Here is a 24,066-nt window from a genome sequence, read left to right on the forward strand (position 1 = left end):
GACTAGCCGTGCGGCCGGTTCACCGGTTTTCCTGCACGGCAAGGTGTTTGCGGCCCCCGATGGGGGCGGCGAACGCGAGTAGAGTGGCGCGATGGCCGTCGCCCCGTCGAACGAGCGGATGATCGCCGGCGTCGCCGCCGCGGCCGTCTCGCTCGGGGTGGCCCAGCTGGTGGGCATCCCGTTCGGCGCGCGGGCCGATGCGCGTGCCGCGATCGGCTCGGTGGCCGTCGACGTCACACCGGGACCCGTCAAAGAGTGGGGCATTCAGACGCTCGGCTCCCTGGACAAGCCGTTTGTGGCCGTCGTCGTCCTGGTGGCGATCGCCATGATCGCCGCCATCGCCGGCACCCTCGAGACCCCGCGACGCCCCGTCGGGAGCGCCACGATCGCCGCGGCGGGCGTCCTCGGCTGCCTCGCGGTCCTGTCACGGCAGGGTGCGACGGCGCTCGACACGATCCCGACGCTCGCCGGCGCCGCGTGCGGCGTGGTGACCCTTCGTTTGCTCACCCGCCGGATCTGGTCGGGTCCCGGTGATCCGGACGCCGGTCCGGACGCGGGCAGGCGCAGGTTGGTCATGCTAGGACTGCTCGGATTCGGAGTCGTGAGCGGCGTGGCGGGCGCGGTCGTCACGCGGTTGGTGCATTCGGTGGCCGCCGACCGCACCGGCTTCGCGCTTCCCCGCCCGCGCACGCCCGCGCCCCCCATACCCGCCGATGTGCAACCGAACGGCGTTGCGCTGCCGAGCTTTATCACCCCCAGTGCCGACTTTTACCGCGTGGACACCGCGCTGACCGTTCCCCAGCTCAGCCACGGCGACTGGCGGCTGCGCATCCACGGCATGGTGGACCGCGAAACCACCTACCGCTTCGACGACCTGGCCCGCTTCGACGTCGTCGAAACGGTGACGACGCTGACTTGCGTATCGAATCCCGTTGGCGGAACCCTAATTTCGACGGGCGTCTGGACGGGCTACCGGGTGGCGGAGCTGCTGGCGGCGGCCGGCGTGCACGCCGACGCCGACATGGTGCTCTCGACGTCGATCGACGGGTTCACCGCCGGCACGCCCGTGCAGGCGCTCACCGACGGCCGCGCCGCGCTCCTGGCGGTCGGCCTCAACGGTCAGCCGCTGCCGATCGAGCACGGCTACCCGGCCCGGCTGGTGGTGCCCGGGCTCTACGGGTACGTGTCGGCGACCAAGTGGGTCGTCGATTTGGAGCTGACCCGCTTCGACAGGGCGAAGGCGTACTGGACGCGGCAGGGCTGGGCGCCGCGCGCACCCGTCAAGACCGAGTCGCGGATCGACGTGCCGAAAGGTGGTCAGCAGGTTCCGATGGGGCCCGTGGTGTTCGGCGGGGTCGCGTGGGCACAGAACCGCGGCGTGCGGGCCGTAGAGGTTCGCATCGACGACGGCGGGTGGCAGCCCGCCGAGCAGGGCGCGAGCTATTCCAACGACACGTGGCGGCTGTGGAGCTTCCCTTGGCAGGCGAAAAAGCCTGGAAGACATAGCATCACCGTGCGCGCCACCGACAACACCGGAGCCATCCAAACGCCGGATGAGGTCGGTAGCGTCCCCGACGGGGCCACCGGCTGGCACACGGTGGACTTCACCGTGTCGGAGCGGTGAATCGTTATTTCGACGAGAGTTTCCGCCAGCTGAACGCCGCGATCGCGATGCCGATCAGCACGGTGATGGGACCGATGATCGACCAGGTTGTCGTGTTGCTCATCGGGCTACCGAGAAGCACACCGAACCCCTGGAGCGCCCAGATCAGACCGAACAGCGCGACGATCACCCCGAACGCGAGCGTGACGACGAAAGTCCTTCGCATACGGCGAGGCTACGCGCCGAGTGCACCCAGGGAGCCCCGGACTCACATTCAAAGCCCCGAGTACACACTCTCCGTCAACGAAAACTGGGGTAGTCGACTACGCGTGTGACGCGGTCCCCCGCCACCAAGACTTCCTGGTGAAAGCACTTCACCGACGACCTCCGGGGACCACCATGACCATCGCCGTTGATGCGCCGACCTACCCGAGCGTCTTCGACGCCGGCCTGCCGACGATCGATTACGAGCATTGCCAGAGCCCGGACGAGGCGCACGAAATCCTGCATCGAGCCCGGCGCCAGGCGCCGATCGCGCTCGGCCCGCACGGGCCGGAGCTGCTGACCTACGACCTGGTTCGAACGGTGCTGCGCGACCCCCGATTCCGCCTGCCGCAGGGCATGTTCCTGGCCTCCCAGGGCATCACCAGCGGCCCGTTATGGCAGCGCGTCGCAACCAACTTGATCAGCCTCGACGGGGCCGAGCACCATCGGCTGCGACGACTGGTGTCCAAGGCCTTCACACCGCGAGCCACCGAGCGACTGCGCGCGACGATCGTCGACGTGATCACCGAACTGGTGGACCGCCACACCGCGACCGGGCGCTGCGAGGTGGTCACCGAGATCGCCCGCCAGTACCCGATCCCGATCATCTGCGCGCTCCTGGGTGCGCCGGCCGAGGACTGGCAGCTCTTCTCGGACTGGACCGACGACGTCTTCAAGGCGTTCAGCTGGGACGTCGCCGCTCACCAGCGGACCATCCTGGCCGCGTGGGACGAACTCGACGCCTACACCGACGCGATGGTCGCCCAGCGGCGCCACACGCTGACCGACGACCTGATCTCGGAGCTGATCCGCGCCGAGGACGACGGCGATCACCTCAGCGCCGACGAGCTACGGATGCTGGCGGCCGGCCTCCTGATCGCCGGCACCGACACCACCCGCAACCAGCTGGCGGCGTCCGTGCACGCCCTGTGCGAACACCCCGACCAGTGGGAGCTGCTGGCCCGGCATCCCGAACTCGCGGCCAAAGCGGTCGAAGAGACGATGCGCCATTCCCCGATCGCGGCCGCCACCCTGCGCGTCGCCCTCGAGGACGTCGAAATCGCCGGGGTGCGAATCCCGGCCGGCACGCTGGTCATCGCCAACACCGCCGCCGCGAACCGCGACCCCGCCGTCTACGCCGAGCCCGACCGCCTCGACATCACCCGCGAAGGCGCCCCGCCGATGCAGACGTTCGGCGCCGGCATGCACTACTGCCTGGGCGCCAACCTGGCCAGACTGGAGCTGGCCGAGGCCCTGGCGATCATGGCGCGGCGCATGCCCAACCCGCGCCGCACCGGCCCGGCTCCGTGGAAGCCCCTCACCGGGCTGAGCGGACCCTTGGCGCTGCCGATCGAATTCGATCCGGGGCATTGAAGTCGGTGGCTACCGCGCGGTTCGGATGACGAAGGCGTCGGTGCTCTCGTCGTAACCGACCGCTTCGTCGACGAACAGCTCCCCAACCGCGTGGCCGTCCTCGGCAACGGCAATGAAGCGCGCGGCCTCCTGGTCGTAGGTCACCGACCCCTGCACGAACATCGCCGCGACCTCGCGCCCGTCGGCCCCGAAAACGACAAGCTTCAAGCCTCCGGCATCCCTGAGGTACTGCGCCGCTTCGGCACGTGTCTTGGCCATCTGCCCGGATTCCTTCCGCTGGTGGTGGCTTTGAGTGTGCACTCAGGGCGTCGCGAGTGCACGGGTGGCGCCCTGGGTTCACACGTAAACGCCGCCACCGCACGCGCGCCCGCCAACTTCATATTGATTGCATAGATAGCATTGACAGCGCCGGAAAACCGACGATAGTCATCAGGTATGGCGCTGCTGCCAGACCCTGATCCCCGGCAGCGACAACACGTCGTGATCTCGGTGGACGACCACGTCATCGAGCCGCCCGATCTGTTCATCGGCCGGCTCCCCGCGGCGCTGTCCGAGCGAGCCCCCAAGGTCGTCGAGACCGACGACGGCCGCCAGGTGTGGCGCTACGAGGGCCGCGAGTATCCCAACATCGGCCTCAACGCGGTGGTCGGGCGGCCCCGCGAGGAATGGAGCATGGAGGCCGCCCGGTTCGACGAAATGCGGCCCGGCTGTTGGGATGTCGACGCCCGGATCGCCGACATGGACCTGGCCGGCATCTGGGCGTCCCTGAATTTCCCGTCGTTGATCGCCGGGTTCGCCGGCACGGTCTTCTGGAAGAGCGACGACCTGGAGCTGGGCCTGGCCACCCTGCGCGCCTGGAACGACTGGCACCTCGAGGCGTGGGCCGGCGCCTATCCCGACCGGATCATCCCGCTGCAGTTGCCGTGGCTGGCCGACCCGCAGCTCGCGCCCGAGGAGGTGCGCCGCAACGCCGCGCGCGGCTTCAAGGCGGTGAGCTTTCCCGAGTTGCCGGCCCAGTGCGGGATCCCGAGCCTGCACAGCGGCGCGTGGGATCCGTTCTTCGCCGCCTGCGAGGAGACCGGCACCGTGGTGTGCCTGCACACCGGATCGGCGCAGTGGGCGCCAATCCCCGCCCCCGACACGCCCTTTGAGACCATCACCACCCTGTTCCCGGTGAACGGTCTGGTCGCGTGCGCGGACATGCTGTGGTCGGGCATCCCGGTGCGGTTCCCGGGGCTGAACATCACGCTGGCCGAGGGCGGTCTCGGCTGGGCGGCCATGCTCGGCGACCGCGCCGATTACGTTCTGGCGCACTCCGCTTCGGGCCACGAGGGCGGCGCGTGGAAGAGCGACCTGCTGCCCAGCGAGGTGCTGCGGCGCAACTTCTGGTTCTGCTCGATCGACGACCCGCACGCGTTCGGCGCGCTCGACGCGATCGGCGCCGACCGCATCCTCGTCGAAAGCGACTATCCGCACGCCGATTCGACCTGGCCCGACACCCAGCAGGTGGTAGCGCGCAACGTCGCCGGCCTGTCGGCGCAGGACGCGGCCCGGATCACCCACCGCAACGCGGCGCAGCTGTTCCGCCACCCGCTGCCCGACGAGGGGTGGCTAGCCACGGCGTAGGAGGCCCTCATGCTCGACCTGCTCATCCGCGACGCCGAGATCGTCGACGGCACCGGGGCACGCAGCCGACACGGCGACGTCGGCGTCAGCGACGGGCGCATCGTCGCCGTCGGTGAAGTCGACGACCTGGCCGCCAAAATCGTTGACGCCCAAGGACAGACACTGGCGCCAGGATTCGTGGACCTGCACACCCACTACGACGCGCAGCTGTTTTGGGACCCGACCGCCAGCCCGTCGGTGCAGCACGGCGTGACCACCGTCTTCGGCGGCAACTGCGGCTTCACGCTGGCACCCGCCACGCCCGACCAGCACGACTACCTCACCCGGATGCTGGCGCGGGTGGAGGGGATGCCGCTGGACGCGCTGCGCGCCGGTCTGGACTGGGGCTGGGCATCGTTCGGCGACTGGCTGGGCCGCCTGGACGGGCGCACCGCGGTCAATGCCGGCTTCCTGGTGGGTCATTCGGCGCTGCGGCTGGCCGCGATGGGCGCCGACGGCGTCGGCGGCGAGGCGACACCGGAACACATCGAAAAGATGGTCGCGGTGCTGCGCGACGCGCTGGCCGCCGGCGCGCTGGGGTTGTCGACCTCGCAGTCGCCCACCCACAACGACGGCGCCGGGCAGCCGGTGCCGTCGCGCAGCGCGTCTCGAGAGGAACTGGTGACCCTGGCAGCCGCGCTCCGCGACCACCCCGGCACCACGCTCGAAGCCATCATCCCCGGCTGCCTGTCGGGCTTCACCGACGACGACATCGCGCTGCTCACCGACATGTCGGTGGCCGCGGACCGCCCGCTGAACTGGAACCTGCTCGGCGTCTCCGCGGCCAACCCGGCCGGGCACGAAAAGCAGTTACGCGCCTTCGACGCCGCGGCCCGACGCGGCGGCCGGGTGGTGGCGCTGACCCTGCCGCAGGCCATGAAGATCAGGTTGTCGTTCCTGTCCGGCTTCGTGCTCGACGGGCTCCCCGGCTGGCGCGACACGATGCACCTGCCGGTGCCCGAACGCCTTGTCGCGCTGGCCGATCCGCAGGTGCGCCGCCGCCTCGCCGAGGGTGCCGCCTCGAAGGAGGCCGGCATGCTGCGCGGCCTTGCGCAGTGGGACCGGCTCGTCATCGTCGAGACGTTCGCACCCGAGAACGCCGACGCGACCGGCCGCAGCGTCGGCGAGATCACCGCCGCCCGGGGCGGCGAGCCCTTCGACACGCTGCTGGACATCGTGATAGCCGACGAGCTGCGCACCGGCCTGTCCCCGCCGCTCACCGGGGACGACGCGGCGGACTGGCGGGCGCGCGCCGAGGTGTGGCAGCACCCGGGCGCGGTGATCGGCGGCTCGGACGCGGGCGCCCACCTCGACATGATGTGCGGCGCCATCTATACGACGGCGCTGCTGGGCCGCGGCGTGCGCGAGCATCAGGTCGTCACGCTCGAGGAGGCCGTCCGACTGATCACCGACGTGCCGGCCCGGTTCTACGGGCTGACCGAACGCGGCCGCATCGAGCCCGGCTGGCACGCCGACCTGGTGCTGTTCGACCCGGCCACCGTCGACCACGGGCCCGAGCGCACTCGCTACGACTTGCCCGCCGGCGCGCCGCGACTGGTCGCCGACGCGTACGGGATCACCTCGGTGCTGGTCGGTGGCGTCGAGGTGTGTCGCGACGGCGCCGCCACCGGCGCCCTGCCCGGCACCGTGCTGCGATCCGGGCGCGACACCGAGACCGTCAAAGCCTCGTGACCAGCCGCGCCTATTTTCGCCCCAGCGCGTGCCACGCCATCTCCGCGACCGCCTCGCAGTAGCGGTCGTCGACGGGCATGTCGGAGTAGAGGGCGCGAACGTTCAGCGGCGCCAGGACGATCTGCACGGCGGCCAGCGTGTTGACGTCGTCACGCAGATCGCCACGCTTCCTGGCCCGGTCGACGACCTCGCGCACCACCGCGAAACGGGCCTCCCACACCATCATTCGCGTCTCTTCGTCGTGCGGTCCACGACGGTCCATGACCAGCGCCCGCATAAACGTGCGGCCCTCCCGGCTGTTGATCCGATCGGCCAGCTTGCGCGCCAACGCCAGCAGGTCCCCGCGCAGCGAACCGGTGTCGGCGATCGAACTGTAGGCCTCCGCATCGGCCAGGGCCGCGGCAACGATGAGCCGCTGCCGGCTGCCCCAATAACGGTGGATCATCGCGGGATCGAGGTGATGACGTTCCGCCAGGGCCTCGATGCTGAACCGCTCGACACCCCAGAGAGTCAGCTCATCGAGCGCCGCCACCATCACCCGCTCACGTACCTCGGCAGAAACGGATTCATCGGGTGGTTGAGACGGCTGCATCGATGTCCCCCTTTATAGCCCGGCTACAGATAGCCCGTCTGGTTTACCAGCCGTACCGACGACGCCCCATCCGAGTAGAACTCTGCGATGCTCAGCGACGCCAGGTCAAGATGCAACCGGTACAGGATGCCAGGGCCGGCGTCCAGCGCCAGCCGCAGCAGCATCTTGATCGGCGTGACGTGGGAGACCACCAGCACCGTCGCGCCCGCGTGCGACTCGATGATCCGTTCGCGAACCCGAAGCACCCGGTCGAGCACGGCGTCGAAGCTTTCACCGCCCGGCGGCGTCGTGCTGGTGTCGCGCAGCCACCGCCGGTGCAGCTCCGGATCACGTTCGGCCGCTTCGACGAACGTCAGCCCCTCCCACGCGCCGAAATCCGTCTCGATCAAGTCGTCGTCCACCGTGACGTCCAGACCGAGCGCCTTGGCCGCCGCCGCCGCGGTGTCGTAGGCCCGCTGCAACGGCGAGGAGATCACCGCGGCGATCCCGCCGCGCTCCGCGATGTATCGCGCCGCGGCGCCGGCCTGCCGGCGCCCCACATCCGTCAGCGCCGGGTTGCCGCGCCCCGAGTAGCGGCGTTCCGCCGAAAGTTCCGTCTGCCCGTGCCGCAGCAACAGCAGCCGGGTCGGCGTGCCCCGCGCCCCCGTCCAGCCGGGCGACGTCTTTGCCTCGGCCGCAATGCTTTTCGTTGGCTCCGACGGCTCGTCGATGTCCGCCGCGGCGTCCATCGCCTCGTTGGCCAACCGGTCGGCGTGTGAGTTCTGGGCCCGGGGCACCCAGGCGTAGGAGATCCGGTCGAACCGCGACGCCAGCTTTCGGGCCTGCGCGTGCAGCTCGATCAGGTCGGGATGCTTGACCTTCCACCGCCCGGACATCTGCTCGACCACCAGCTTGGAGTCCAAGAAGGCCTCGACCTCGGTGGCGCCCATTTGCAGGGCGTCGTCCAAACCGGCTATCAGGCCGCGATATTCGGCGACGTTGTTGGTCGCCACGCCGATGGCCTGCTTGGTCTCGGCCAGCACCGTCGCGCGGTCCGCGGTGCGGACCACCGCGCCGTATCCGGCCGGTCCGGGGTTGCCGCGCGACCCGCCGTCGGCTTCGACGACGACTTTCACTGGTCGAACCCCTTGACCCGCAACAGGATCGCGCCGCACTCCGGGCAGCGCACCAGCTCGTCCTCGGGGGCGGCCGAGATGCGGGACAGTTCGGTGCGGCCGATCTCGATCCGGCAGGCGCCGCACCGATGCCCGAGCAGCGGCCCGGCCCCCGGCCCGCCCCTGGCGCGCTGCCGCTCGTACATGGCGGACAGGTCGGGATCCAGCCCCGCCGACAGGGTGTCGCGTCGCGACGAACGAACCTGGCGCGCCTCGTCGATCTCGGCGACCGCGGCGTCGAGGGCCTCCTGGGCGACGGCGAGTTCGGACTCCATCGCCTCGACGGCCCGCTGCTCGGCGTCCAGCTGGGCCTGCAACTCCTCGCGCCGCTCCATCACCTCCAGCAGCGAATCCTCGAGGCTGGTTTGGCGCCGGAGCAGGGTCTCGAGCTCGTGCTGGAGGTCCGACAGTTGTTTGGCGTCCGTCGCACCGGACGTGAGCATCGAGCGGTCCCGGTCTTCGCGTTGCCGAACCGCCTCGATCTCCGACTCGAACCGCGACACCTGGGCGTCCAGGTCTTCCAGCGCGATCCGCAGCGCGCCCAGCCGGTCGGCGGCGGCGCTGTGGTCGGCCCGGATCCGCTCGACCGCCTCCTGCTGCGGCAGGTGGGAGGCCTGGTGCGCGATGCGGGACAGCTCCGCATCCAGCTTCGACAATTCGAGTAGTGAAATTTGCTGCGCGACCTCAGCTTTCATGTCTTTTCTCCCCGCTGTTGGTGCCAAGGTCCCATGGGTCGGTCCGAACGGTGCAGACCCGAACGGGCAGCGCCTCCCCGAATCGGGACCGCAGTATGCCGGCGGCCTGCTCGCACCAGGGGAATTCGCTCGCCCAGTGCGCCACGTCGACCAGGGCCACGTTCGAGGTCCGGCGGTGCTCGTCGGCCGGATGGTGCCGCAGGTCGGCGGTGACATAGGCCTGCACGTCCGCGCGGGCCGCGGCGGCCAGCAGCGAATCACCGGCGCCGCCGCACACGGCGACCCGCGACACCGGCGCGTCGGGGTCCCCGGACGCGCGCACGCCCCACGAGGTCGGCGGCAGCGCGGCGCCGACGCGAGAGACGAAGCTGCGCAGCGGTTCCGGTTGGGCCAGCGTGCCGATGCGGCCCAACCCGGCGTCGCCGGGCGGGGGCACCAGCGCGAAGATGTCGAACGCGGGCTCCTCGTACGGATGCGCGCCCCGCATCGCCGCCAGCACCGCACCGCGGGCGCGCGCCGGGGCGACGACCTCGAACCGGTCCTCGGGCACCCGTTCGACGCTGCCGACGCTGCCGATCGCCGGCGAAGCGCCCTCGTGCGGCAGGAACTGCCCGATGCCGCTCACGCTCCAGCTGCAGTGCGAATAGTCGCCGATGTGGCCGGCGCCGGCCTCGAACACGGCCTGCTGCACCGCCTCGGCGTTTTCGCGCGGCACGTAGACGACCCACTTGTCGAGATCGCCCGCCGCCGTGAGCGGTTCGAGCACGGCCTCCACGGTCAGGCCGAGGGCATCGGCCAGCGCGTCGGACACCCCCGGGGAGGCGGAGTCGGCGTTGGTGTGCGCTGTGAACAGTGAACGCCCGGTGCGGATCAGGCGGTGCACCAGCGCGCCCTTGGGCGTGCTGGCCGCCACGGTGTCGACCCCGCGCAGCAGCAACGGGTGATGGGCCAGCAGCAGCCCGCCGTCGGGAACCTCGTCGACGACGGCCGGTGTCGCGTCGACGGCGACGGTCACCGAGTCCAGCGCGTCGTCGGGGTCGCCGCACACCAGGCCGACCGAATCCCACGATTGCGCCAGCTGCGGCGGGTACGCCTCGTCGAGCACCTCGATCACGTCGGCCAGCCGCACGCTCACCGGGCCACCTCCGCGATGGCCTGGACCAGCAACGGCCAGTCCCGTCGCACCGCCGCCCGCAGGTACCGGTCGTCCAGGCCGACGAAGGTGTCACACCGTCGCACGGCGATTCCCTTGCGCTCCAAGCTGTTTCGTATGCCGTCGGCGCCGGGCAGGCGGAACAGGACGAACGGGCCCCGGCCGTCGACCACGTCGGCGCCCACCGAGGCCAGGCCCGCCACCATCTCGGCGCGCAGCTGCGCCAGTCGGAGCGCGCCGGCCGCCGCCTCGGCGACGGCCCGCGGGTCGCAGCACTCCGCGATGGCCGTCAGCTGCAGGGTCCCCACCGGCCAGTGCGCGCGCCGCGCGGTCAGCCGCGCCAACAGCTCCGCCGCGCCCAGGGCGTAGCCCACCCGCAACCCGGCCAGCGCCCAGGTCTTGGTCAGGCTGCGCAGCACCAGCACGTCGGGCAACGAGGCGCCGGCCAGCGACTCCGGCTCGCCGGGAATGGAATCGGCGAAGGCCTCGTCGACCACCAGGATCCGGCCCGGCCGGCGCAACGCGAGCAGCTGCTCGCGGGTGTGCAGCACCGAGGTGGGGTTGGTCGGGTTGCCCACCACGACGAGGTCGGCGTCGTCGGGCACCCGCGCGCCGTCCAGGCGGAACGGGGGCTCCAGGACCACCTGCCGCACCGGCACCCCGGCCGCCCCCAGCGCCACCGCCGGCTCGGTGAACGACGGCGCCACGATCGCCGCCCGCGCCGGGCGCAGGTTGGGCAGCAACGCGAAGCCCTCGGCCGCGCCGGCCAGCGGCAGCACCTCGTCGCGGGTGCGGCCGTGCCGCCCGGCGGCCGCGTCCTGCGCCCGCTGCACGTCCGCCAGGCCCGGGTAGCGCGCCAGGTCGGCCAGCCGCGCGGCCAGCCGGCGCATCAGCCACTCCGGCGGCTGCGCGTGCCGGACGTTGACGGCGAAATCGAGCATCCCCGGCGCCACGGCCTGATCCCCGTGATAGCGGGCCGCCGCTGGCGGGCTCGGGTTCAGAGTCGCCATCCGAGAAACACTAGTGGGCCGCCGCGAGCGCGCGCGGGCATCTAGGACAATGGTGAGGTGACAGGCACAGTCTCGACGGGCGCACCGCAGCTGGTGATCTTCGATCTCGACGGCACGCTGACCGACTCGGCGGAAGGGATCGTGGCCAGCTTCCTGCACGCGCTCGAGCACGTCGGGGCCGCCGTGCCCGAGGGCGACCTGGCCGCGCAGATTGTCGGGCCGCCCATGGACGACACCTTCCGCACGATGTTCGGCGACTCCGCCGAGGGCGCGATCACGGCCTTCCGGACCGAGTACGGCGCCCGCGGCTGGGCGATGAACACGCTGTTCGACGGCATCGAGCCGCTGCTGGCCGACCTGCGGGCCGCCGATGTCCGGCTCGCCGTGGCCACCTCCAAGCTGGAACCGACGGCGCGGCGCATCCTGGCCCATTTCGGGCTGGACGGGTACTTCGAGGTGATCGCCGGCGCGGCCCCGGACGGGTCGCGCAAGAGCAAGGAGGAGGTGCTGGCCCACGCCCTCGAACAGCTCCAGCCGCTGCCCGCGCGGGTGCTGATGGTCGGCGACCGCACCCACGACGTGCACGGCGCGGCCGCGCACGGCATCGACACCGTGGTGGTCGGCTGGGGCTACGGGCGCGACGACTTTCACGAGGGCTTCAGCCTCGCCGGCGTGACGCACGCCTCGACCGTGCAGGAGTTGCGGGGGGCCCTCGGTGTCTGAGCGCCTGCACGTCACCTTCGTCTGCACCGGCAACATCTGCCGATCCCCGATGGCCGAGAAGATGTTCGCCGACCAACTGCAGCGGCGCGGTCTCAGCGACGCGGTCCGGGTGACCAGCGCGGGCACCGGGAACTGGCATATCGGCAGTTGCGCCGACGACCGGGCCACCCGCGTGCTGCATGCCCACGGCTATCCCACCGCCCACTGCGCCGCGCAGCTGAACGACGACCACCTCGCCGCCGACCTGGTGGTCGCCCTGGGCCGCAACCACGTTCGGATGCTGCGTCAGCTGGGCGTCGAGGACGACCGGATCCGGATGCTGCGGTCGTTCGACCCGCGCTCGGGTAGGCACGCGCTCGACGTCGAGGACCCCTATTACGGCGACCACGACGACTTCGAGGACGTCTTCACCGTCATCGAGGCCGCCCTGCCCGGCCTGCACGCCTGGGTCGACGAACGACTCGCGGAAAACGGGAAAGGCCCGATGCCCCGGTGAAAAGGGGCATGGCGTTTCTGCTGCGGCCGGGCTGGATAGCCCTGGCGGTGGTGGTGATCGCCTTCACCTACCTGTGTTTCATGGTGCTCGCGCCGTGGCAGCTGGGAAAGAACACCAGGACGTCGCGGGAGAACCACCAGATCGAGTACTCCCTCAACACCCCGCCCGTTCCGCTGAAAACCCTGCTGCCCCGGCAGGATTCGTCGGCGCCGGACGCGCAGTGGCGCCGGGTGACGGCGACCGGGCACTACCTGCCCGACGTGCAGGTGCTGGCCCGCCTGCGGGTGGTCGAGGGCGATCAGGCGTTCGAGGTGCTGGCGCCCTTCGTCGTCGACGACGGCCCCACGGTGCTGGTCGACCGGGGCTACGTGCGCCCCGAGCCGGGATCCCATGTCCCCCCGATCCCCCGCCCGCCGGCGGAGACGGTGACCGTCACCGCGCGGCTGCGGGACTCCGAACCCGCCGTGGCGGGCAAGGATCCCTTCGTCAGAGACGGTGTGCAGCAGGTGTATTCGATCAACACCGAACAGGTCTCGGCGTTGACCAAGGTGCCGCTGGCCGCGTCGTATCTGCAGCTGGTCGACAACCAGCCCGGCGGACTGGGCGTGATCGGTGTGCCGCACCTCGACGCCGGACCGTTCCTGTCCTATGGCATCCAGTGGATTTCGTTCGGCATCCTCGCGCCCATCGGGTTGGGCTACTTCGTCTACTCCGAGCTGCGGGTGCGCCGCCGGGAAAAGCAACAAACCGCCGCCGCACCGGCGACCGTCGAGGAGAAGCTCGCCGACCGCTACGGCCGCCGGCGGTAGGCACTTTTGGTGTGCGTTGAGGGTTTTCAGTGTGCGCTGAAGGCGCGGAGAACGCGATTCTCCCGCCTTGCGCTCACACCAAAAGCCGTGAGCGCACACGCCGCCAACGCCGCGGCCGCCTGAACCGCCCGCGACAGCGCCACCGCGCGGCGCAGGTCGGCCACCTCGGGGGCCCGCCCGTCCCCGAGCGTGGGCCGGATCTGCAGCTCGTGGCGATACTGCGTCGGCCCGCCCAGGCGAACGCCCAGCGCCCCCGCGAATGCCGCCTCGACCACCCCGGCGTTGGGGCTGGGATGCCGCGCGGCGTCAGCGCGCCAGGCCCGCAATGCCCCGGACGGCGAACCCGCGACCACCGGTGCGCACAGCACCACCAGCGCCGCGGTCACCCGCGCGGGGACGTAGTTGGCCGCATCGTCCAATCGTGCTGCGGCCCAACCGAATCGGAGGTAGCGCGGGGAGCGGTGGCCGATCATCGAATCCAGCGTGTTGATGCCGCGGTAGGCCAGCACCGCGGGCGCCCCGCCCGCCGCCGCCCACAGCAGCGGCGCCACCTCGGCGTCCGAGGTGTTCTCCGCGACCGATTCGAGCGCCGCGCGCGTCAGGCCGGCGGCGTCCAGCCGGGCCGGGTCCCGCCCGCACAACGACGGCAACAGCCGTCGGGCGGCGTCGACGTCGCCGCGCTCCAGCAGCCGCGACATCTCCAGGCCGGTGCGGCCCAACGACGTTCCGCCCAGACAGGCCCACGTCGCCGCGGCGGTGGCCAGCGGCCCGCCCCGACGCGAGGCGGCCGCGCCCAGCAGCGTCACCGCGCCGACCAGCAGGCTCACGTGCAGCGCGCCGGCGCCCCGGGTGTCGCGGTAGGTGCCGCGCTCCACCGCCGCGGCCGCCCTGCCGAACAGCGCGACCGGGTGGCCGCGTTTGGGGTCGCCCAGCGCGAGGTCGGCGACGTAGCCGGCCAGCACGCCGGCGGTCCGGCCCCGGGTCGCACGCATCCGGGCAGCGTCTCATACCCGCCGCGACCGGGGGTCGGCCACGCTAGATGGCCAAAATGGCCGCCACGATCACCACGGCGATCAGCAGGCCCACCACCCACCACAGCAATGCGTCGGGATCGGCCGTCGGTGCCAGGTTGGGCGCGCGCGGCAGCGGCCGGATGGGGTTACCAGGTTGGGTACTCATCGTGCAGGTCTGCCCGTTTTTCCGCGGATATAACGGTTTGCCGTGGTGTACTCGATTCCATGAGGGGTAATCCGCGATGAAGCGGCCCGCAACCCGGATCGCGGATTTGCTGAACCCGGCGGCGATGTTGCTGCCCGCCGCGAACGTGATCATGCAGCTGTCCCTGCCCGGCGTCGGTTACGGCGTGCTGGAAAGCCCGGTGGACAGCGGCAACGTCTACAAGCATCCGTTCAAGCGGGCCCGCACCACCGGGACCTACCTGGCCGTCGCGGCCATCGGGACCGAGTCCGACCGGGCGTTGATCCGCGACGCCGTGGACATCGCGCACCGGCAGGTTCGCTCGACGTCGTCAAGCCCGGTGTCCTACAACGCTTTCGACCCCAAGCTGCAGCTGTGGGTGGCCGCCTGCCTTTACCGCTATTTCGTCGATCAGCACGAGTTCTTGCACGGTCCGCTGGACGACGCCACCGCCGAATCGGTTTATCGCGACGCCAAACGGCTGGGGACCACGCTGCAGGTGCCCGAGCGCATGTGGCCGCCGGACCTCGCCGCGTTCGACGAGTACTGGAAGCGCTCCCTCGACGAGCTGCGCATCGACCCGCCGGTGCGGGAGCACCTGCACGGGGTGGCCTCGATGGCGTTTCTGCCGCTGCCGCTGCGGGCGCTGGGCGGGCCGTTCAACCTATGGGCGACGACGGGATTCCTGGCCCCGGAATTTCGGGCGATGATGGAGCTGGACTGGTCGCAGGTCCAGCAGCGCCGGTTCGAATGGCTGCTGACCGGCCTGCGGCTGGCGGACCGGCTCATCCCGCACCGGGCGTGGATCTTCGGCTATCAGCTTTACCTGTGGGACATGCGCATTCGGGCACGCCGGGGTTGGCGCATCGTTTAGCAGTAAAGTCGGGCCATGCCCTTCCCCGCCCTCAACCACGTCGCGGTCACGGTGCGTGACCTCGAGATCAGCGGCCCCTGGTACCGCAGCCTGTTCGACGCCGAGCCGATCCTCGACGAGCACACCGACGCCGGCTTCCGGCACCTGGTGTGGATGCTCGACGGCCACACCGTATTCGGCATCCATGAGCACGACCGCCGCGCCCCCGACGAGGCGTTCAGTGAGCTGCGGGTCGGGCTCGACCACGTCGGCTTCGGATGCGCCGGCCGCGCCGACCTGGAGAAGTGGGTCACCCGGCTGGACGAACTGGGCGTCGAGCATGGCGGCATCGTGGACGCGCCCTACGGCTCGGGATTGAGCTTCCGCGACCCGGACGGCATTGCGTTGGAGCTCTTCGCACCGCCGGGGGTGTGATCCCGCGGTCGCTCAGCGCACCGTCGCGAAGAACGCGCGGACGTCGTCCACGAACAACTCCGGTTGTTCGAACGCGGCGAAGTGCCCGCCGCGCGGCATGTCCGTCCAGTGCGTGATGTTGTACACCGGCTCGCACCAGCTCCGCGGCGCCTTCAGCAGCTCGCCCGGGAAAGCGCTGACGCCGGTTGGCAATTCGACCCGTTCCATCTGGCCGAAGACCCGGAAACTCTCCCAGTACAACCGGGCCGACGACGCGCCGGTGGCGGTCACCCAGTACATCATCACGTTGTCCAGCAGCTCGTCGCGGCCGAACACGTTCTCGGGGTGCCCGTCGCAATCGGCCCACGCCCAGAACTTCTCGACGATCCACGCCAGCTGCCCCACCGGCGAATCGACCAGCCCGTAGCCCAGCGTCTGCGGCCGGGTGGACTGCTGCTTGGAATAGCCGGTCCCCCACTGGCGGTGCTCGGCCATCGACGCCAGCGCGCGTTGCTCCTCCGGGGTCGGGTTGGCCAGCGATTCCTTGGTGGGCCGCCCGATCGGCATGTTCATGTGAATGGCCGCGCAATGGCCTCGATTTCGGCCGATCTGCGTGGTGACGGCGGCTCCCCAGTCGCCGCCCTGCGCGCCGTAGCCGTCGTAGCCGAGGCGCAGCATGAGCGCCTCCCACGCCTCGGCGATCTTTTCCACTCCCCATCCCGTGCGGGTGGGCTTGCCGGAGAACCCGTACCCCGGAAGCGACGGGCACACCACGTGGAACGCGTCCTCGGCGCGCCCCGACGCCGGATTGGTCAGCGGCTCGATCACCTTGTGGAACTCCACGATCGAGCCCGGCCAGCCGTGGGTGATCAGCAACGGGAAGGCGTCGTCGTGCGGCGAGCGCTGGTGGATGAAATGAATGTCCAGCCCGTCGATTTCGGTGATGAACTGATCGAAGCGATTGAGCGCGGCCTCCCGGGACCGCCAGTCGTATTCGTTCGCCCAGTAGTCGGCCAGCTCGCGCGTGTACGCCAGCGGAATGCCCTGGCTCCAGTCGTCGACGCATTCGGCCTCCGGCCAGCGGGTGCGCGCCAGGCGCGAGCGCAGGTCGTCGAGGTCGGTGTCGGGCACTTCGATGCGAAACGGCCTCACGGGTTGCTCGTTCACGCCCTGAGGTTGCCACATCGCCATCTGGACCGCGCCCGCGGCCGGGCGGACCCCGCGCGCCGCCAGCGCTGCCTATCTGTTGAAGAATCCTGACTGATAGTTGCCGGTGTTGAAGCCACCCGAACTTCTGCTGCCCGAGTTTCCGAAGCCGGAGTCGTGGTCGCCCGAGTCGTAGACACCGACGTTGTGGCCGGCGCCAGAATTGAGGATGCCGGTGCTTTCGCCCTCGGTGGGGTTCGAGTCGGTATTGAAAAGGCCGACGTTGCCGCCGCCGGTACCCGAGTTGCCGATGCCGATGTTGCTACCGCCGTGGCCCGAGTTGAAGAGACCGACGTTGTACCCGTTGTCACCCGAGTTGAAGAAGCCCATTTCTGTGCCGCCGCCGGAGTTCCAGAATCCCGAGCTGTACCCGCCGGCGGCCGAATTGTGGAATCCGGAGTTGTAGTCACCGCCGGTGTTGAAAAAACCGGAGTTGCCCGTGCCGGTGTTGCCGAAGCCCGAGTTGCCGCTGTAACTGCCCGTACCGAAGAAGCCCGTATTCACATTGCCCGAGTTCCAGAAACCGGTGTTGGTGTTGCCCGAGTTGAAGAAGCCCGTGTTGGTGTTGCCCGCGTTGAAGAAGCCGGTGTTTCCGGCCCCGTCAATGGTGCCCCCGGAGTTGAAGGCGCCCGTGTTGCAGCTTCCGGCGTTGAACGAGCCCACATTGGCAAAGCCCGAGTTACCAAAGCCGACGTTGCTGAGGCCCGAATCGAAGCTGCCCACGTTGGCGGTTCCCGCATCGAAGAAACCGACGTTCCTGGTACCCGCATCCAGAACGCCGAAGTTGTTGGAGCCGGCGTTGAACAAACCGGTGCTCCTGCTGCCGGCGTTCCAGAAACCGGTTTCGGTGCTGCCCGTGTTGCCTACACCGGTGTCGAAGGTGCCGGAGTTGACCAGCCCCCAGTTATGGCTGCCGGTATTGCCGATGCCCCAGTTGCCGGTCCCCGAGTTGAAGATTCCGGTGTTGCCGGTGCCTGAGTTGAACAGGCCGGTGTTGCCGCTGCCCGAGTTCCAGCCGCCGAACCCGATTTGGTTGTCGCCGGTAAGTCCGATACCGATGTCGTGGTTGCCGGTGTTGGCCAGGCCGAAGTTGTTGTTGCCGGTGTTGCCGAAGCCGAAGTTGAAGCTGCCGTTGTTACCCAGGCCGACGTTCCAACCGGCACCATTGGCGTTGAGGCCGCCGAACCCGATTTGGTTGTTGCCGGTGAGCCCGATGCCGATGTCGTTGTTGCCGAGGTTTCCCAAGCCGATGTTGTTGTTACCCAGGTTCCCGATGCCCCAGTTGCCGTTGCCGAGGTTGCCGATACCGACGTTGAGATAGCCGGGGGCCGGGTTGTCGTGCGAATAGGCGCTGCCGTTGCCGATGCCGATGTTGCCGCCACCGATGTTGCCGACGCCGAAGTTGAATTGACCTATGTTGGCGAATCCCACGTTGTAGTAGGACGTCGCCTCGCTGAAGAGCGAGTTACCGTTGCCCGCACCGAAGTTGAAGGACCCGTAGTTGCCGAAGCCGAAGTTGAAGTTGCCCCCGCCGGTCGTGCCGGGGCCGCTGTTTCCCCCGCCGAAGTTATACGACCCGTAATTTCCACTGCCCAGGTTCAAGGTGCCGATGTTGCCGAGACCCAGGTTCAAACCTTGCAGGCTCGGCAGGCTTTGCAACGCATGCTCCCACGGTGTCAGCGCCGCGACGGCCGCCGACGCCCCGCCGTGGTAACTCACCATCGCGACCACATCCTGGGCCCACATCTGCTCGTATTCGGACTCGGCGGCTGCGATCGCCGGCGCGTTGAGGCCCAACAGGTTCGAGTTGACCAGCGACACCAATTGGGACCGGTTGGCCGAGACCAGCCCTGGATGCACCGCCGCCGCCCGGGCTGCCTCAAACACCGCGGCCGCAGAGTTGGCCTGACCGGCTACCGTCTGCGCGCGAGCCGCGGCCTCGGCCAACCACGCCGCGTAGGGTGCGGCCGCACCGGCCATCGCCTGCGCCGCGGCGCCCTGCCACGCCTCCGCGGCCAGGCCCGAGGTCGCCGATCCGAACGCGCCTGCCGCCGAGTCCAGCTCGGCGGCCAACCCATCCCAGGCCGCGGCGGCGGCAAGCATCGGGCCCGCACCCGGACCCGTGTACATCCGCGCCGAATTAACCTCTGGCGGCAACACCAGAAAACTCATATGTAGTCGTCCTTCCATCGTTAAGCTGCCCGAAGTAAGGGTAGGCTACACACACTAGAGCTAGTAAAGCTAGCCTTGCCTAATATCGGGTGTGGTCTTGGTCTGGCAAAGGCGCCGCGCCGTCCGTGCAGGAGGCCGCGCGGCCGGGCCGGTCCGGCATTCGGCTGTGCGTACAACACATGAAAACGACTGTGGCGCAGCTATTTAAGCAACGCAGCGGGCTTGAGCCGCCTGCCCGAGCCACAAAAGGCCGCGAGCGTAACGCCACGGCGAAGGTCGGCGCCGAAAATCGCCGTGAGGTTACGGCGGCGAAAGTGAATGCAATCGAGTGGGCGCGGACGGTATCGAACCGCCGACCGCTGGTGTGTAAAACCAGAGCTCTACCACTGAGCTACGCGCCCCATGCAACGCCGCAGGCTACACGCCCGGAGGCCGTGCACCCAAAAATCAGGCCTGCAAAGCCGCCAAGGCTTGAGTCCACAGCCGCTGGTCGCGGGACTCACCGGGATCCTTCATCTCGGCGAATCGGATTATCCCCGACCGGTCGACGACGAAGGTGCCGCGGTTGGGGTAGCCGGCGTCGGCGTTGAACACGCCGTAGGCCTGGCTGACCTCGCCGTGCGGCCAGAAGTCCGACAGCACCGGGAAAGTGAACCCGCTCTCCAGCGCCCAGATCTTGTGCGTCGGCGGCGGCCCCACCGAGATCGCCAACGCCACGCTGTCGTCGTTCTCGAATTCCGGCAGGTGATCGCGCAGCAGATCAAGCTCACCCTGGCATATCCCGGTGAACGCCAGCGGAAAAAAGATCAGCAGCACGTTCTTGGCGCCGCGGTAGGAGCTCAGGGTGACGGGCTGCTGGTTCTGGTCGCGCAATGTGAAGTCGGGGGCGGCGGTGCCGACGGGCAGCATCAACGCTTCCCGGTCCGCGACTTCGGCTGTACCAGCTGGCTGGCGCTCCAGTTGCCCAGGTTGACCGACGAGGTCGGCATCAGGCCCGCGGTCGGGGCCGCCTCGGCGATCTCGGCGGGCAGCACGTGACCGGGCTTGCCGGTCTTGGGGGTCAGCACCCAGATCACGCCGTCCTCGGCCAGCGGGCTGATCGCGTCCATCAAGGTGTCCACCAGGTCACCGTCGCCGTCGCGCCACCACAGCAGCACGACGTCGATCACCTCGTCGCTGTCCTCGTCGAGCAGCTCGCTGCCGCAGGCCTCCTCGACCGCGGCGCGGATGTCGTCGTCGGTGTCCTCGTCCCAGCCCCACTCCTGGACGACTTGGTCTCGATGGATGCCGAGTTTGCGAGCGTAGCTCGGGGCGTCATCCGCCGCGACCACCGTGGAGCCTCCTTAAGCTATCTGCGCGCCGTGTGATGGGAATTATCGTCGCACAGCCGCGACGCGGTCCATACCCGTGCCTCACCAGGCGTCTCAGTAGGATGCCAGGCAGAGTTTCAGCGCCTTCGTCTTGGTGTCGTTGAGCTGGTCGACCCGCCTGTTGAACTCGGCTATCGACGCGTGCGTGCCGATCGCGTTGGCCACCCCGCGCGCCGCGTCGACGTAGGCGTTGAACGCGTCCTTCAGCTGCTGCGACAGGGCATCGCTGAAGCTGTTGGAGACCGTGGTGGCGCTGTCGTTGAGCGCGCCGATCGCCGGGCCCTCGTTCGGGCCGGTGTTGCGGCCCGCGTTGAACGACGCGACGTAGTCGTTCACCCGGTCGATCGCGTCCTTGGCGGAGGTGGCCAGCGTGTCGCAGGAGGTGCGCACCGCCTTGGTCGTCAGCGAGGCCTGGCGCTGCGACTCGCGGACGCGCGAGGTGGCCGACGACGCCGACACCGACGCGGACACCGACTGCCGGTAGGCCGGGGCGACATTCGTATCGGGCGTGGCGGTCCCCTTGGTGACGCTGGTACACCCCACGATCCCGAGGATCACCGCCGCGACACAGCCAAGCGCCAGCGCGCCTCGCTTGGGGATCTCCCCCAGGTGCATGCGAGGGACGGCACGCCATCCGATGAGCACGGTTGGAGACGTTACCGGGTCCGGATCCTCACCGCGGGTACCCGCCCGGAACGTCGGTGCGGCACGATAGGGGGATACGACGAAAGCCGTTGCCCCGCCGACTACAGGAGCGGAAGTTGACCACCGAGTTCGCGCGCCACGACCTGGCGAAAACCCCAAGTAGCGCAAGCGAACCCGACCGCGTTCGGGTGATCCGCGAGGGTGTGGCGTCCTATCTGCCCGACATCGACCCCGACGAGACGTCGGAATGGCTCGAGTCCTTCGACGAAATGCTGGAGCGCTCGGGGCCGGCGCGGGCGCGCTACCTGATGCTGCGGCTGCTCGAGCGCGCGGGCGACCAGCGGGTGGCCATCCCGTCACTGACGTCGACCGACTACGTCAACACCATCCCGACCGAGCTGGAGCCGTGGTTCCCCGGCGACGAGGACGTCGAACGCCGCTACCGGGCGTGGATCCGGTGGAACGCCGCGATCATGGTGCACCGCGCCCAGCGCCCGGGAATCGGCGTGGGCGGCCACATTTCGACTTACGCCTCGTCGGCGGCGCTCTATGAGGTCGGCTTCAACCACTTCTTCCGTGGCAAGTCGCACCCCGGCGGCGGGGACCAGGTCTTCATCCAGGGCCACGCCTCCCCCGGTATTTACGCCCGCGCCTTCCTCGAGGGCCGGCTCAGCGAGGAGCGGCTCGACGGCTTCCGCCAAGAGCACAGCCACGCCGGCGGCGGGCTGCCCTCCTACCCGCACCCGCGGCTGATGCCCGACTTCTGGGAGTTCCCGACCGTGTCGATGGGCCTGGGCCCGCTCAACGCCATCTATCAGGCGCGGTTCAACCACTACCTGCACGACCGCGGCATCAAGGACACCTCCGACCAGCACGTGTGGTGTTTCCTCGGCGACGGCGAGATGGACGAGCCCGAAAGCCGCGGCCTGGCCCACGTCGGCGCGCTCGAGGGCCTGGACAACCTGACGTTCGTGATCAACTGCAACCTGCAGCGCCTCGACGGCCCGGTGCGTGGCAACGGCAAGATCATCCAGGAGCTGGAGTCGTTCTTCCGCGGCGCTGGCTGGAACGTCATCAAGGTGGTCTGGGGCCGCGAGTGGGACGCCCTGCTGCACGCCGACAAGGACGGCGCGCTGGTCAACCTGATGAACACCACGCCCGACGGCGACTACCAGACCTACAAGGCCAACGACGGCGCCTACGTGCGCGACCACTTCTTCGGTCGCGACCCGCGCACCAAGGCGCTCGTCGAGCAGATGACCGATTCGGAGATCTGGAACCTCAAGCGCGGCGGCCACGACTACCGCAAGGTCTACGCCGCCTACCGCGCCGCCGTCGACCACAAGGGACAGCCGACGGTGATCCTGGCCAAGACCATCAAGGGCTACTCGCTGGGCGCGCACTTCCAGGGCCGCAACGCCACCCACCAGATGAAAAAGCTTGCGCTGCAAGACCTTAAAGACTTCCGCGACGCCATCCGGATCCCGATCAGCGACGCCCAGCTCGAAGAGGATCCCTACCTGCCGCCCTACTACCACCCCGGCCCCGACGCCCCGGAGATCCGCTACCTGCTCGACCGGCGCCGCGCGCTGGGCGGCTTTCTGCCCGAGCGCCGGACGAAGGCCAAGGCGCTTTCGCTGCCCGGCCGCGACACCTACGCCGCGCTGAAGAAGGGGTCGGGCAACCAGGAGGTCGCCACCACCATGGCGACGGTGCGGACGTTCAAGGAAGTGTTGCGGCACAAGGAGGTTGGGCCGCGAATCGTGCCGATCATTCCCGACGAGGCGCGCACGTTCGGGATGGACTCGTGGTTCCCGTCGCTGAAGATCTACAACCGCCTCGGCCAGCTGTACACCGCCGTCGACGCCGATTTGATGCTGGCCTACAAGGAAAGCGAAGTCGGCCAGATCCTGCACGAGGGCATCAACGAGGCGGGCTCGGTGGGCTCGTTCATCGCGGCCGGCACGTCGTACGCGACGCACAACGAGCCGATGATCCCGATCTACATCTTCTATTCCATGTTCGGGTTCCAGCGCACCGGCGACGGGCTGTGGGCCGCGGCCGACCAGATGGCGCGCGGCTTCCTGCTCGGCGCGACCGCGGGGCGCACCACGCTGACCGGTGAGGGCCTGCAACACGCCGACGGCCACTCCCTGCTGCTGGCCGCCACCAATCCGGCGGTGGTGTCCTACGACCCGGCGTTCGCGTTCGAGATCGCCTACATCGTGGAGAGCGGGCTGGCCCGCATGTTCGGGGAGAACCCGGAGAACGTGTTCTTCTACATAACCGTCTACAACGAGCCGTATCCGCAGCCGCCGGAGCCGGACAACTTCGATCCCGAGGGCGTGCTGCGCGGCATCTACCGCTACCGCGTCGCCACCGAACAGCGGACGAACAAGGCGCAGATCCTGGCCTCCGGGGTCGCCATGCCGTCGGCGCTGCAGGCGGCCGAGATGCTGGCCGCCGAGTGGGACGTCGCGGCCGACGTGTGGTCGGTGACCAGCTGGGGCGAGCTGAACCGCGACGGCGTCAACGTCGAGCGGGCCCGGCTGCGCCACCCCGACCAGCCGGCCGGCACCCCCTACGTGACCCGCGCCCTCGCCGATGCCAGCGGCCCGGTCATCGCGGTGTCGGACTGGATGCGCGCCGTGCCCGAGCAGATCCGCCAATGGGTGCCGGGCACCTTCGTCACGCTGGGCACCGACGGGTTCGGCTTCTCCGACACCCGGCCCGCCGCGCGGCGCTTCTTCAACACCGACGCCGAGTCGCAGGTCGTCGCGGTGCTCGAGGCGCTGGCGCGCGACGGCGAGATCGACCCGTCGGTGCCGGTCGCGGCCGCCCGCCAGTACCGAATCGACGACGTCATGGCTGCGCCCGAGCAGACGTCGGACCCGGGCGTGGCCTGACGCCGGTCGCCTCCCCCGCCGAGCGTCACGTCAGCGTGGCACTGGGCGCCGAGCGTCACGCCAGAGTGACGCT

At 69.5% G+C, this 24,066-nt stretch carries 24 protein-coding genes and 1 tRNA gene; 10 read left to right on the forward strand and 15 right to left on the reverse strand.

What is annotated here, in order from left to right; genetic code table 11:
* Positions 1–91: 91 nt before the first annotated feature.
* A complete protein-coding gene (locus AC5Y5E_RS28845) occupies positions 92–1,624 on the forward strand; it encodes a molybdopterin-dependent oxidoreductase (protein WP_499907156.1) in 1,533 nt (510 codons plus the stop codon).
* Positions 1,625–1,628: 4 nt separating this feature from the next.
* Here AC5Y5E_RS28845 and AC5Y5E_RS28850 read toward each other — a convergent pair whose 3' ends face one another.
* Complete coding sequence (locus tag AC5Y5E_RS28850) at positions 1,629–1,829, reverse strand: hypothetical protein (RefSeq protein ID WP_499881164.1); 201 nt, start codon at positions 1,827–1,829, stop codon at positions 1,629–1,631.
* Between the two features lie 173 nt (positions 1,830–2,002).
* Here AC5Y5E_RS28850 and AC5Y5E_RS28855 point away from each other — a divergent pair, with 173 nt between their 5' ends.
* Positions 2,003–3,241 (forward strand): cytochrome P450, encoded by a 1,239-nt coding sequence (locus AC5Y5E_RS28855; protein WP_499907158.1) that lies wholly within the window; start codon positions 2,003–2,005, stop codon positions 3,239–3,241.
* A 9-nt stretch (positions 3,242–3,250) separates the two neighbouring features.
* On the opposite strand, the gene AC5Y5E_RS28860 is transcribed toward AC5Y5E_RS28855, so the two are convergent.
* Complete coding sequence (locus tag AC5Y5E_RS28860; protein WP_499907160.1) at positions 3,251–3,499, reverse strand: hypothetical protein; 249 nt, start codon at positions 3,497–3,499, stop codon at positions 3,251–3,253.
* 177 nt (positions 3,500–3,676) lie between these two features.
* Between AC5Y5E_RS28860 and AC5Y5E_RS28865 the strand changes: the two genes are divergently transcribed.
* Both AC5Y5E_RS28865 and AC5Y5E_RS28870 read left to right on the forward strand, forming a co-directional pair.
* Positions 3,677–4,867: an amidohydrolase family protein gene (locus tag AC5Y5E_RS28865; protein ID WP_499907162.1), complete on the forward strand. Its 1,191-nt coding sequence runs from the start codon at positions 3,677–3,679 to the stop codon at positions 4,865–4,867.
* A 9-nt stretch (positions 4,868–4,876) separates the two neighbouring features.
* Positions 4,877–6,598, forward strand: a complete 1,722-nt coding sequence (locus AC5Y5E_RS28870; RefSeq protein ID WP_499907164.1) for an N-acyl-D-amino-acid deacylase family protein — start codon at positions 4,877–4,879, stop codon at positions 6,596–6,598.
* A 10-nt stretch (positions 6,599–6,608) separates the two neighbouring features.
* Here the strand turns inward: AC5Y5E_RS28870 and AC5Y5E_RS28875 are convergent, their stop codons facing one another.
* From AC5Y5E_RS28875 to cobC, 5 genes are read right to left on the reverse strand one after another with little or no spacing between them, the layout of a single operon-like run.
* Positions 6,609–7,190 (reverse strand): TetR-like C-terminal domain-containing protein, encoded by a 582-nt coding sequence (locus AC5Y5E_RS28875; RefSeq protein ID WP_499907166.1) that lies wholly within the window; start codon positions 7,188–7,190, stop codon positions 6,609–6,611.
* Between the two features lie 23 nt (positions 7,191–7,213).
* Entirely contained in the window at positions 7,214–8,305 is a 1,092-nt protein-coding gene (locus tag AC5Y5E_RS28880; protein ID WP_499907167.1) for a bifunctional RNase H/acid phosphatase, read from the reverse strand.
* Positions 8,302–9,039 (reverse strand): zinc ribbon domain-containing protein, encoded by a 738-nt coding sequence (locus tag AC5Y5E_RS28885; protein WP_499907169.1) that lies wholly within the window; start codon positions 9,037–9,039, stop codon positions 8,302–8,304. The genes AC5Y5E_RS28880 and AC5Y5E_RS28885 overlap by 4 nt, the downstream gene beginning before the upstream one ends.
* Complete coding sequence (locus tag AC5Y5E_RS28890; RefSeq protein WP_499907171.1) at positions 9,029–10,174, reverse strand: Nif3-like dinuclear metal center hexameric protein; 1,146 nt, start codon at positions 10,172–10,174, stop codon at positions 9,029–9,031. The genes AC5Y5E_RS28885 and AC5Y5E_RS28890 overlap by 11 nt, the downstream gene beginning before the upstream one ends.
* Entirely contained in the window at positions 10,171–11,202 is a 1,032-nt protein-coding gene (gene cobC / locus AC5Y5E_RS28895) for an Rv2231c family histidinol phosphate aminotransferase CobC (protein WP_499907173.1), read from the reverse strand. The genes AC5Y5E_RS28890 and cobC overlap by 4 nt, the downstream gene beginning before the upstream one ends.
* Before the next feature lie 57 nt (positions 11,203–11,259).
* Between cobC and AC5Y5E_RS28900 the strand changes: the two genes are divergently transcribed.
* The 3 genes from AC5Y5E_RS28900 to AC5Y5E_RS28910 are packed head-to-tail and all read left to right on the forward strand — an operon-like array spanning position 11,260 to position 13,230.
* Entirely contained in the window at positions 11,260–11,925 is a 666-nt protein-coding gene (locus AC5Y5E_RS28900) for an HAD-IA family hydrolase (RefSeq protein ID WP_499907175.1), read from the forward strand.
* Positions 11,918–12,421: a low molecular weight protein-tyrosine-phosphatase gene (locus AC5Y5E_RS28905; RefSeq protein ID WP_499907177.1), complete on the forward strand. Its 504-nt coding sequence runs from the start codon at positions 11,918–11,920 to the stop codon at positions 12,419–12,421. The genes AC5Y5E_RS28900 and AC5Y5E_RS28905 overlap by 8 nt, the downstream gene beginning before the upstream one ends.
* A gap of 8 nt (positions 12,422–12,429) precedes the next feature.
* Positions 12,430–13,230 carry an SURF1 family cytochrome oxidase biogenesis protein gene (locus tag AC5Y5E_RS28910; protein ID WP_499907179.1) on the forward strand — a complete coding sequence of 267 codons (801 nt, stop codon included), beginning with the start codon at positions 12,430–12,432 and terminating at the stop codon, positions 13,228–13,230.
* Between the two features lie 26 nt (positions 13,231–13,256).
* Here the strand turns inward: AC5Y5E_RS28910 and AC5Y5E_RS28915 are convergent, their stop codons facing one another.
* Together AC5Y5E_RS28915 and AC5Y5E_RS28920 are read right to left on the reverse strand one after the other, a co-directional pair.
* Positions 13,257–14,222 (reverse strand): cobalamin biosynthesis protein, encoded by a 966-nt coding sequence (locus AC5Y5E_RS28915; protein WP_499907181.1) that lies wholly within the window; start codon positions 14,220–14,222, stop codon positions 13,257–13,259.
* A gap of 43 nt (positions 14,223–14,265) precedes the next feature.
* The gene (locus tag AC5Y5E_RS28920; protein ID WP_499907183.1) at positions 14,266–14,409 is read right to left on the reverse strand and encodes a hypothetical protein; all 144 of its coding nucleotides are present in this window, start codon (positions 14,407–14,409) and stop codon (positions 14,266–14,268) included.
* Positions 14,410–14,485: 76 nt separating this feature from the next.
* Between AC5Y5E_RS28920 and AC5Y5E_RS28925 the strand changes: the two genes are divergently transcribed.
* Positions 14,486–15,301 (forward strand): oxygenase MpaB family protein, encoded by an 816-nt coding sequence (locus AC5Y5E_RS28925; RefSeq protein ID WP_499907185.1) that lies wholly within the window; start codon positions 14,486–14,488, stop codon positions 15,299–15,301.
* 15 nt (positions 15,302–15,316) lie between these two features.
* Positions 15,317–15,715: a VOC family protein gene (locus AC5Y5E_RS28930; RefSeq protein WP_499907187.1), complete on the forward strand. Its 399-nt coding sequence runs from the start codon at positions 15,317–15,319 to the stop codon at positions 15,713–15,715.
* Between the two features lie 12 nt (positions 15,716–15,727).
* Here the strand turns inward: AC5Y5E_RS28930 and AC5Y5E_RS28935 are convergent, their stop codons facing one another.
* The 6 genes from AC5Y5E_RS28935 to AC5Y5E_RS28960 form a co-directional block, all read right to left on the reverse strand.
* Positions 15,728–16,846, reverse strand: a complete 1,119-nt coding sequence (locus tag AC5Y5E_RS28935) for an epoxide hydrolase family protein (RefSeq protein WP_499907240.1) — start codon at positions 16,844–16,846, stop codon at positions 15,728–15,730.
* Between the two features lie 87 nt (positions 16,847–16,933).
* The gene (locus tag AC5Y5E_RS28940; RefSeq protein ID WP_499907188.1) at positions 16,934–19,072 is read right to left on the reverse strand and encodes a PPE family protein; all 2,139 of its coding nucleotides are present in this window, start codon (positions 19,070–19,072) and stop codon (positions 16,934–16,936) included.
* A 329-nt stretch (positions 19,073–19,401) separates the two neighbouring features.
* A tRNA-Val gene (locus tag AC5Y5E_RS28945) sits at positions 19,402–19,473 on the reverse strand.
* A gap of 46 nt (positions 19,474–19,519) precedes the next feature.
* Positions 19,520–19,981 carry a peroxiredoxin gene (locus tag AC5Y5E_RS28950; protein WP_499907190.1) on the reverse strand — a complete coding sequence of 154 codons (462 nt, stop codon included), beginning with the start codon at positions 19,979–19,981 and terminating at the stop codon, positions 19,520–19,522.
* Entirely contained in the window at positions 19,981–20,403 is a 423-nt protein-coding gene (locus AC5Y5E_RS28955) for a DUF3052 domain-containing protein (RefSeq protein WP_499907192.1), read from the reverse strand. Before AC5Y5E_RS28955 ends, AC5Y5E_RS28950 begins: the two co-directional genes overlap by 1 nt.
* A 93-nt stretch (positions 20,404–20,496) precedes the next feature.
* The gene (locus tag AC5Y5E_RS28960) at positions 20,497–21,087 is read right to left on the reverse strand and encodes an Rv2240c family protein (RefSeq protein WP_499907194.1); all 591 of its coding nucleotides are present in this window, start codon (positions 21,085–21,087) and stop codon (positions 20,497–20,499) included.
* 116 nt (positions 21,088–21,203) lie between these two features.
* Between AC5Y5E_RS28960 and aceE the strand changes: the two genes are divergently transcribed.
* Positions 21,204–23,993: a pyruvate dehydrogenase (acetyl-transferring), homodimeric type gene (gene aceE / locus AC5Y5E_RS28965; RefSeq protein ID WP_499907196.1), complete on the forward strand. Its 2,790-nt coding sequence runs from the start codon at positions 21,204–21,206 to the stop codon at positions 23,991–23,993.
* Positions 23,994–24,066: the final 73 nt, after the last annotated feature.

Source organism: Mycobacterium sp. NGS54 (assembly GCF_059812465.1).

Coding starts and splice junctions, on each gene's coding strand:
- AC5Y5E_RS28930 (WP_499907187.1), top strand. CDS start 15,317: ATGCCCTTCCCCGCCCTCAACCACGTCGCGGTCACGGTGCGTGACCTC.
- AC5Y5E_RS28865 (WP_499907162.1), top strand. CDS start 3,677: ATGGCGCTGCTGCCAGACCCTGATCCCCGGCAGCGACAACACGTCGTG.
- AC5Y5E_RS28845 (WP_499907156.1), top strand. CDS start 92: ATGGCCGTCGCCCCGTCGAACGAGCGGATGATCGCCGGCGTCGCCGCC.
- AC5Y5E_RS28875 (WP_499907166.1), bottom strand. CDS start 7,190: ATGCAGCCGTCTCAACCACCCGATGAATCCGTTTCTGCCGAGGTACGT.
- AC5Y5E_RS28870 (WP_499907164.1), top strand. CDS start 4,877: ATGCTCGACCTGCTCATCCGCGACGCCGAGATCGTCGACGGCACCGGG.
- AC5Y5E_RS28925 (WP_499907185.1), top strand. CDS start 14,486: ATGAAGCGGCCCGCAACCCGGATCGCGGATTTGCTGAACCCGGCGGCG.
- AC5Y5E_RS28910 (WP_499907179.1), top strand. CDS start 12,430: ATGGCGTTTCTGCTGCGGCCGGGCTGGATAGCCCTGGCGGTGGTGGTG.
- AC5Y5E_RS28920 (WP_499907183.1), bottom strand. CDS start 14,409: ATGAGTACCCAACCTGGTAACCCCATCCGGCCGCTGCCGCGCGCGCCC.
- AC5Y5E_RS28860 (WP_499907160.1), bottom strand. CDS start 3,499: ATGGCCAAGACACGTGCCGAAGCGGCGCAGTACCTCAGGGATGCCGGA.
- AC5Y5E_RS28950 (WP_499907190.1), bottom strand. CDS start 19,981: ATGCTGCCCGTCGGCACCGCCGCCCCCGACTTCACATTGCGCGACCAG.
- AC5Y5E_RS28915 (WP_499907181.1), bottom strand. CDS start 14,222: ATGCGTGCGACCCGGGGCCGGACCGCCGGCGTGCTGGCCGGCTACGTC.
- cobC (WP_499907173.1), bottom strand. CDS start 11,202: ATGGCGACTCTGAACCCGAGCCCGCCAGCGGCGGCCCGCTATCACGGG.
- AC5Y5E_RS28885 (WP_499907169.1), bottom strand. CDS start 9,039: ATGAAAGCTGAGGTCGCGCAGCAAATTTCACTACTCGAATTGTCGAAG.
- AC5Y5E_RS28940 (WP_499907188.1), bottom strand. CDS start 19,072: ATGAGTTTTCTGGTGTTGCCGCCAGAGGTTAATTCGGCGCGGATGTAC.
- AC5Y5E_RS28850 (WP_499881164.1), bottom strand. CDS start 1,829: ATGCGAAGGACTTTCGTCGTCACGCTCGCGTTCGGGGTGATCGTCGCG.
- AC5Y5E_RS28855 (WP_499907158.1), top strand. CDS start 2,003: ATGACCATCGCCGTTGATGCGCCGACCTACCCGAGCGTCTTCGACGCC.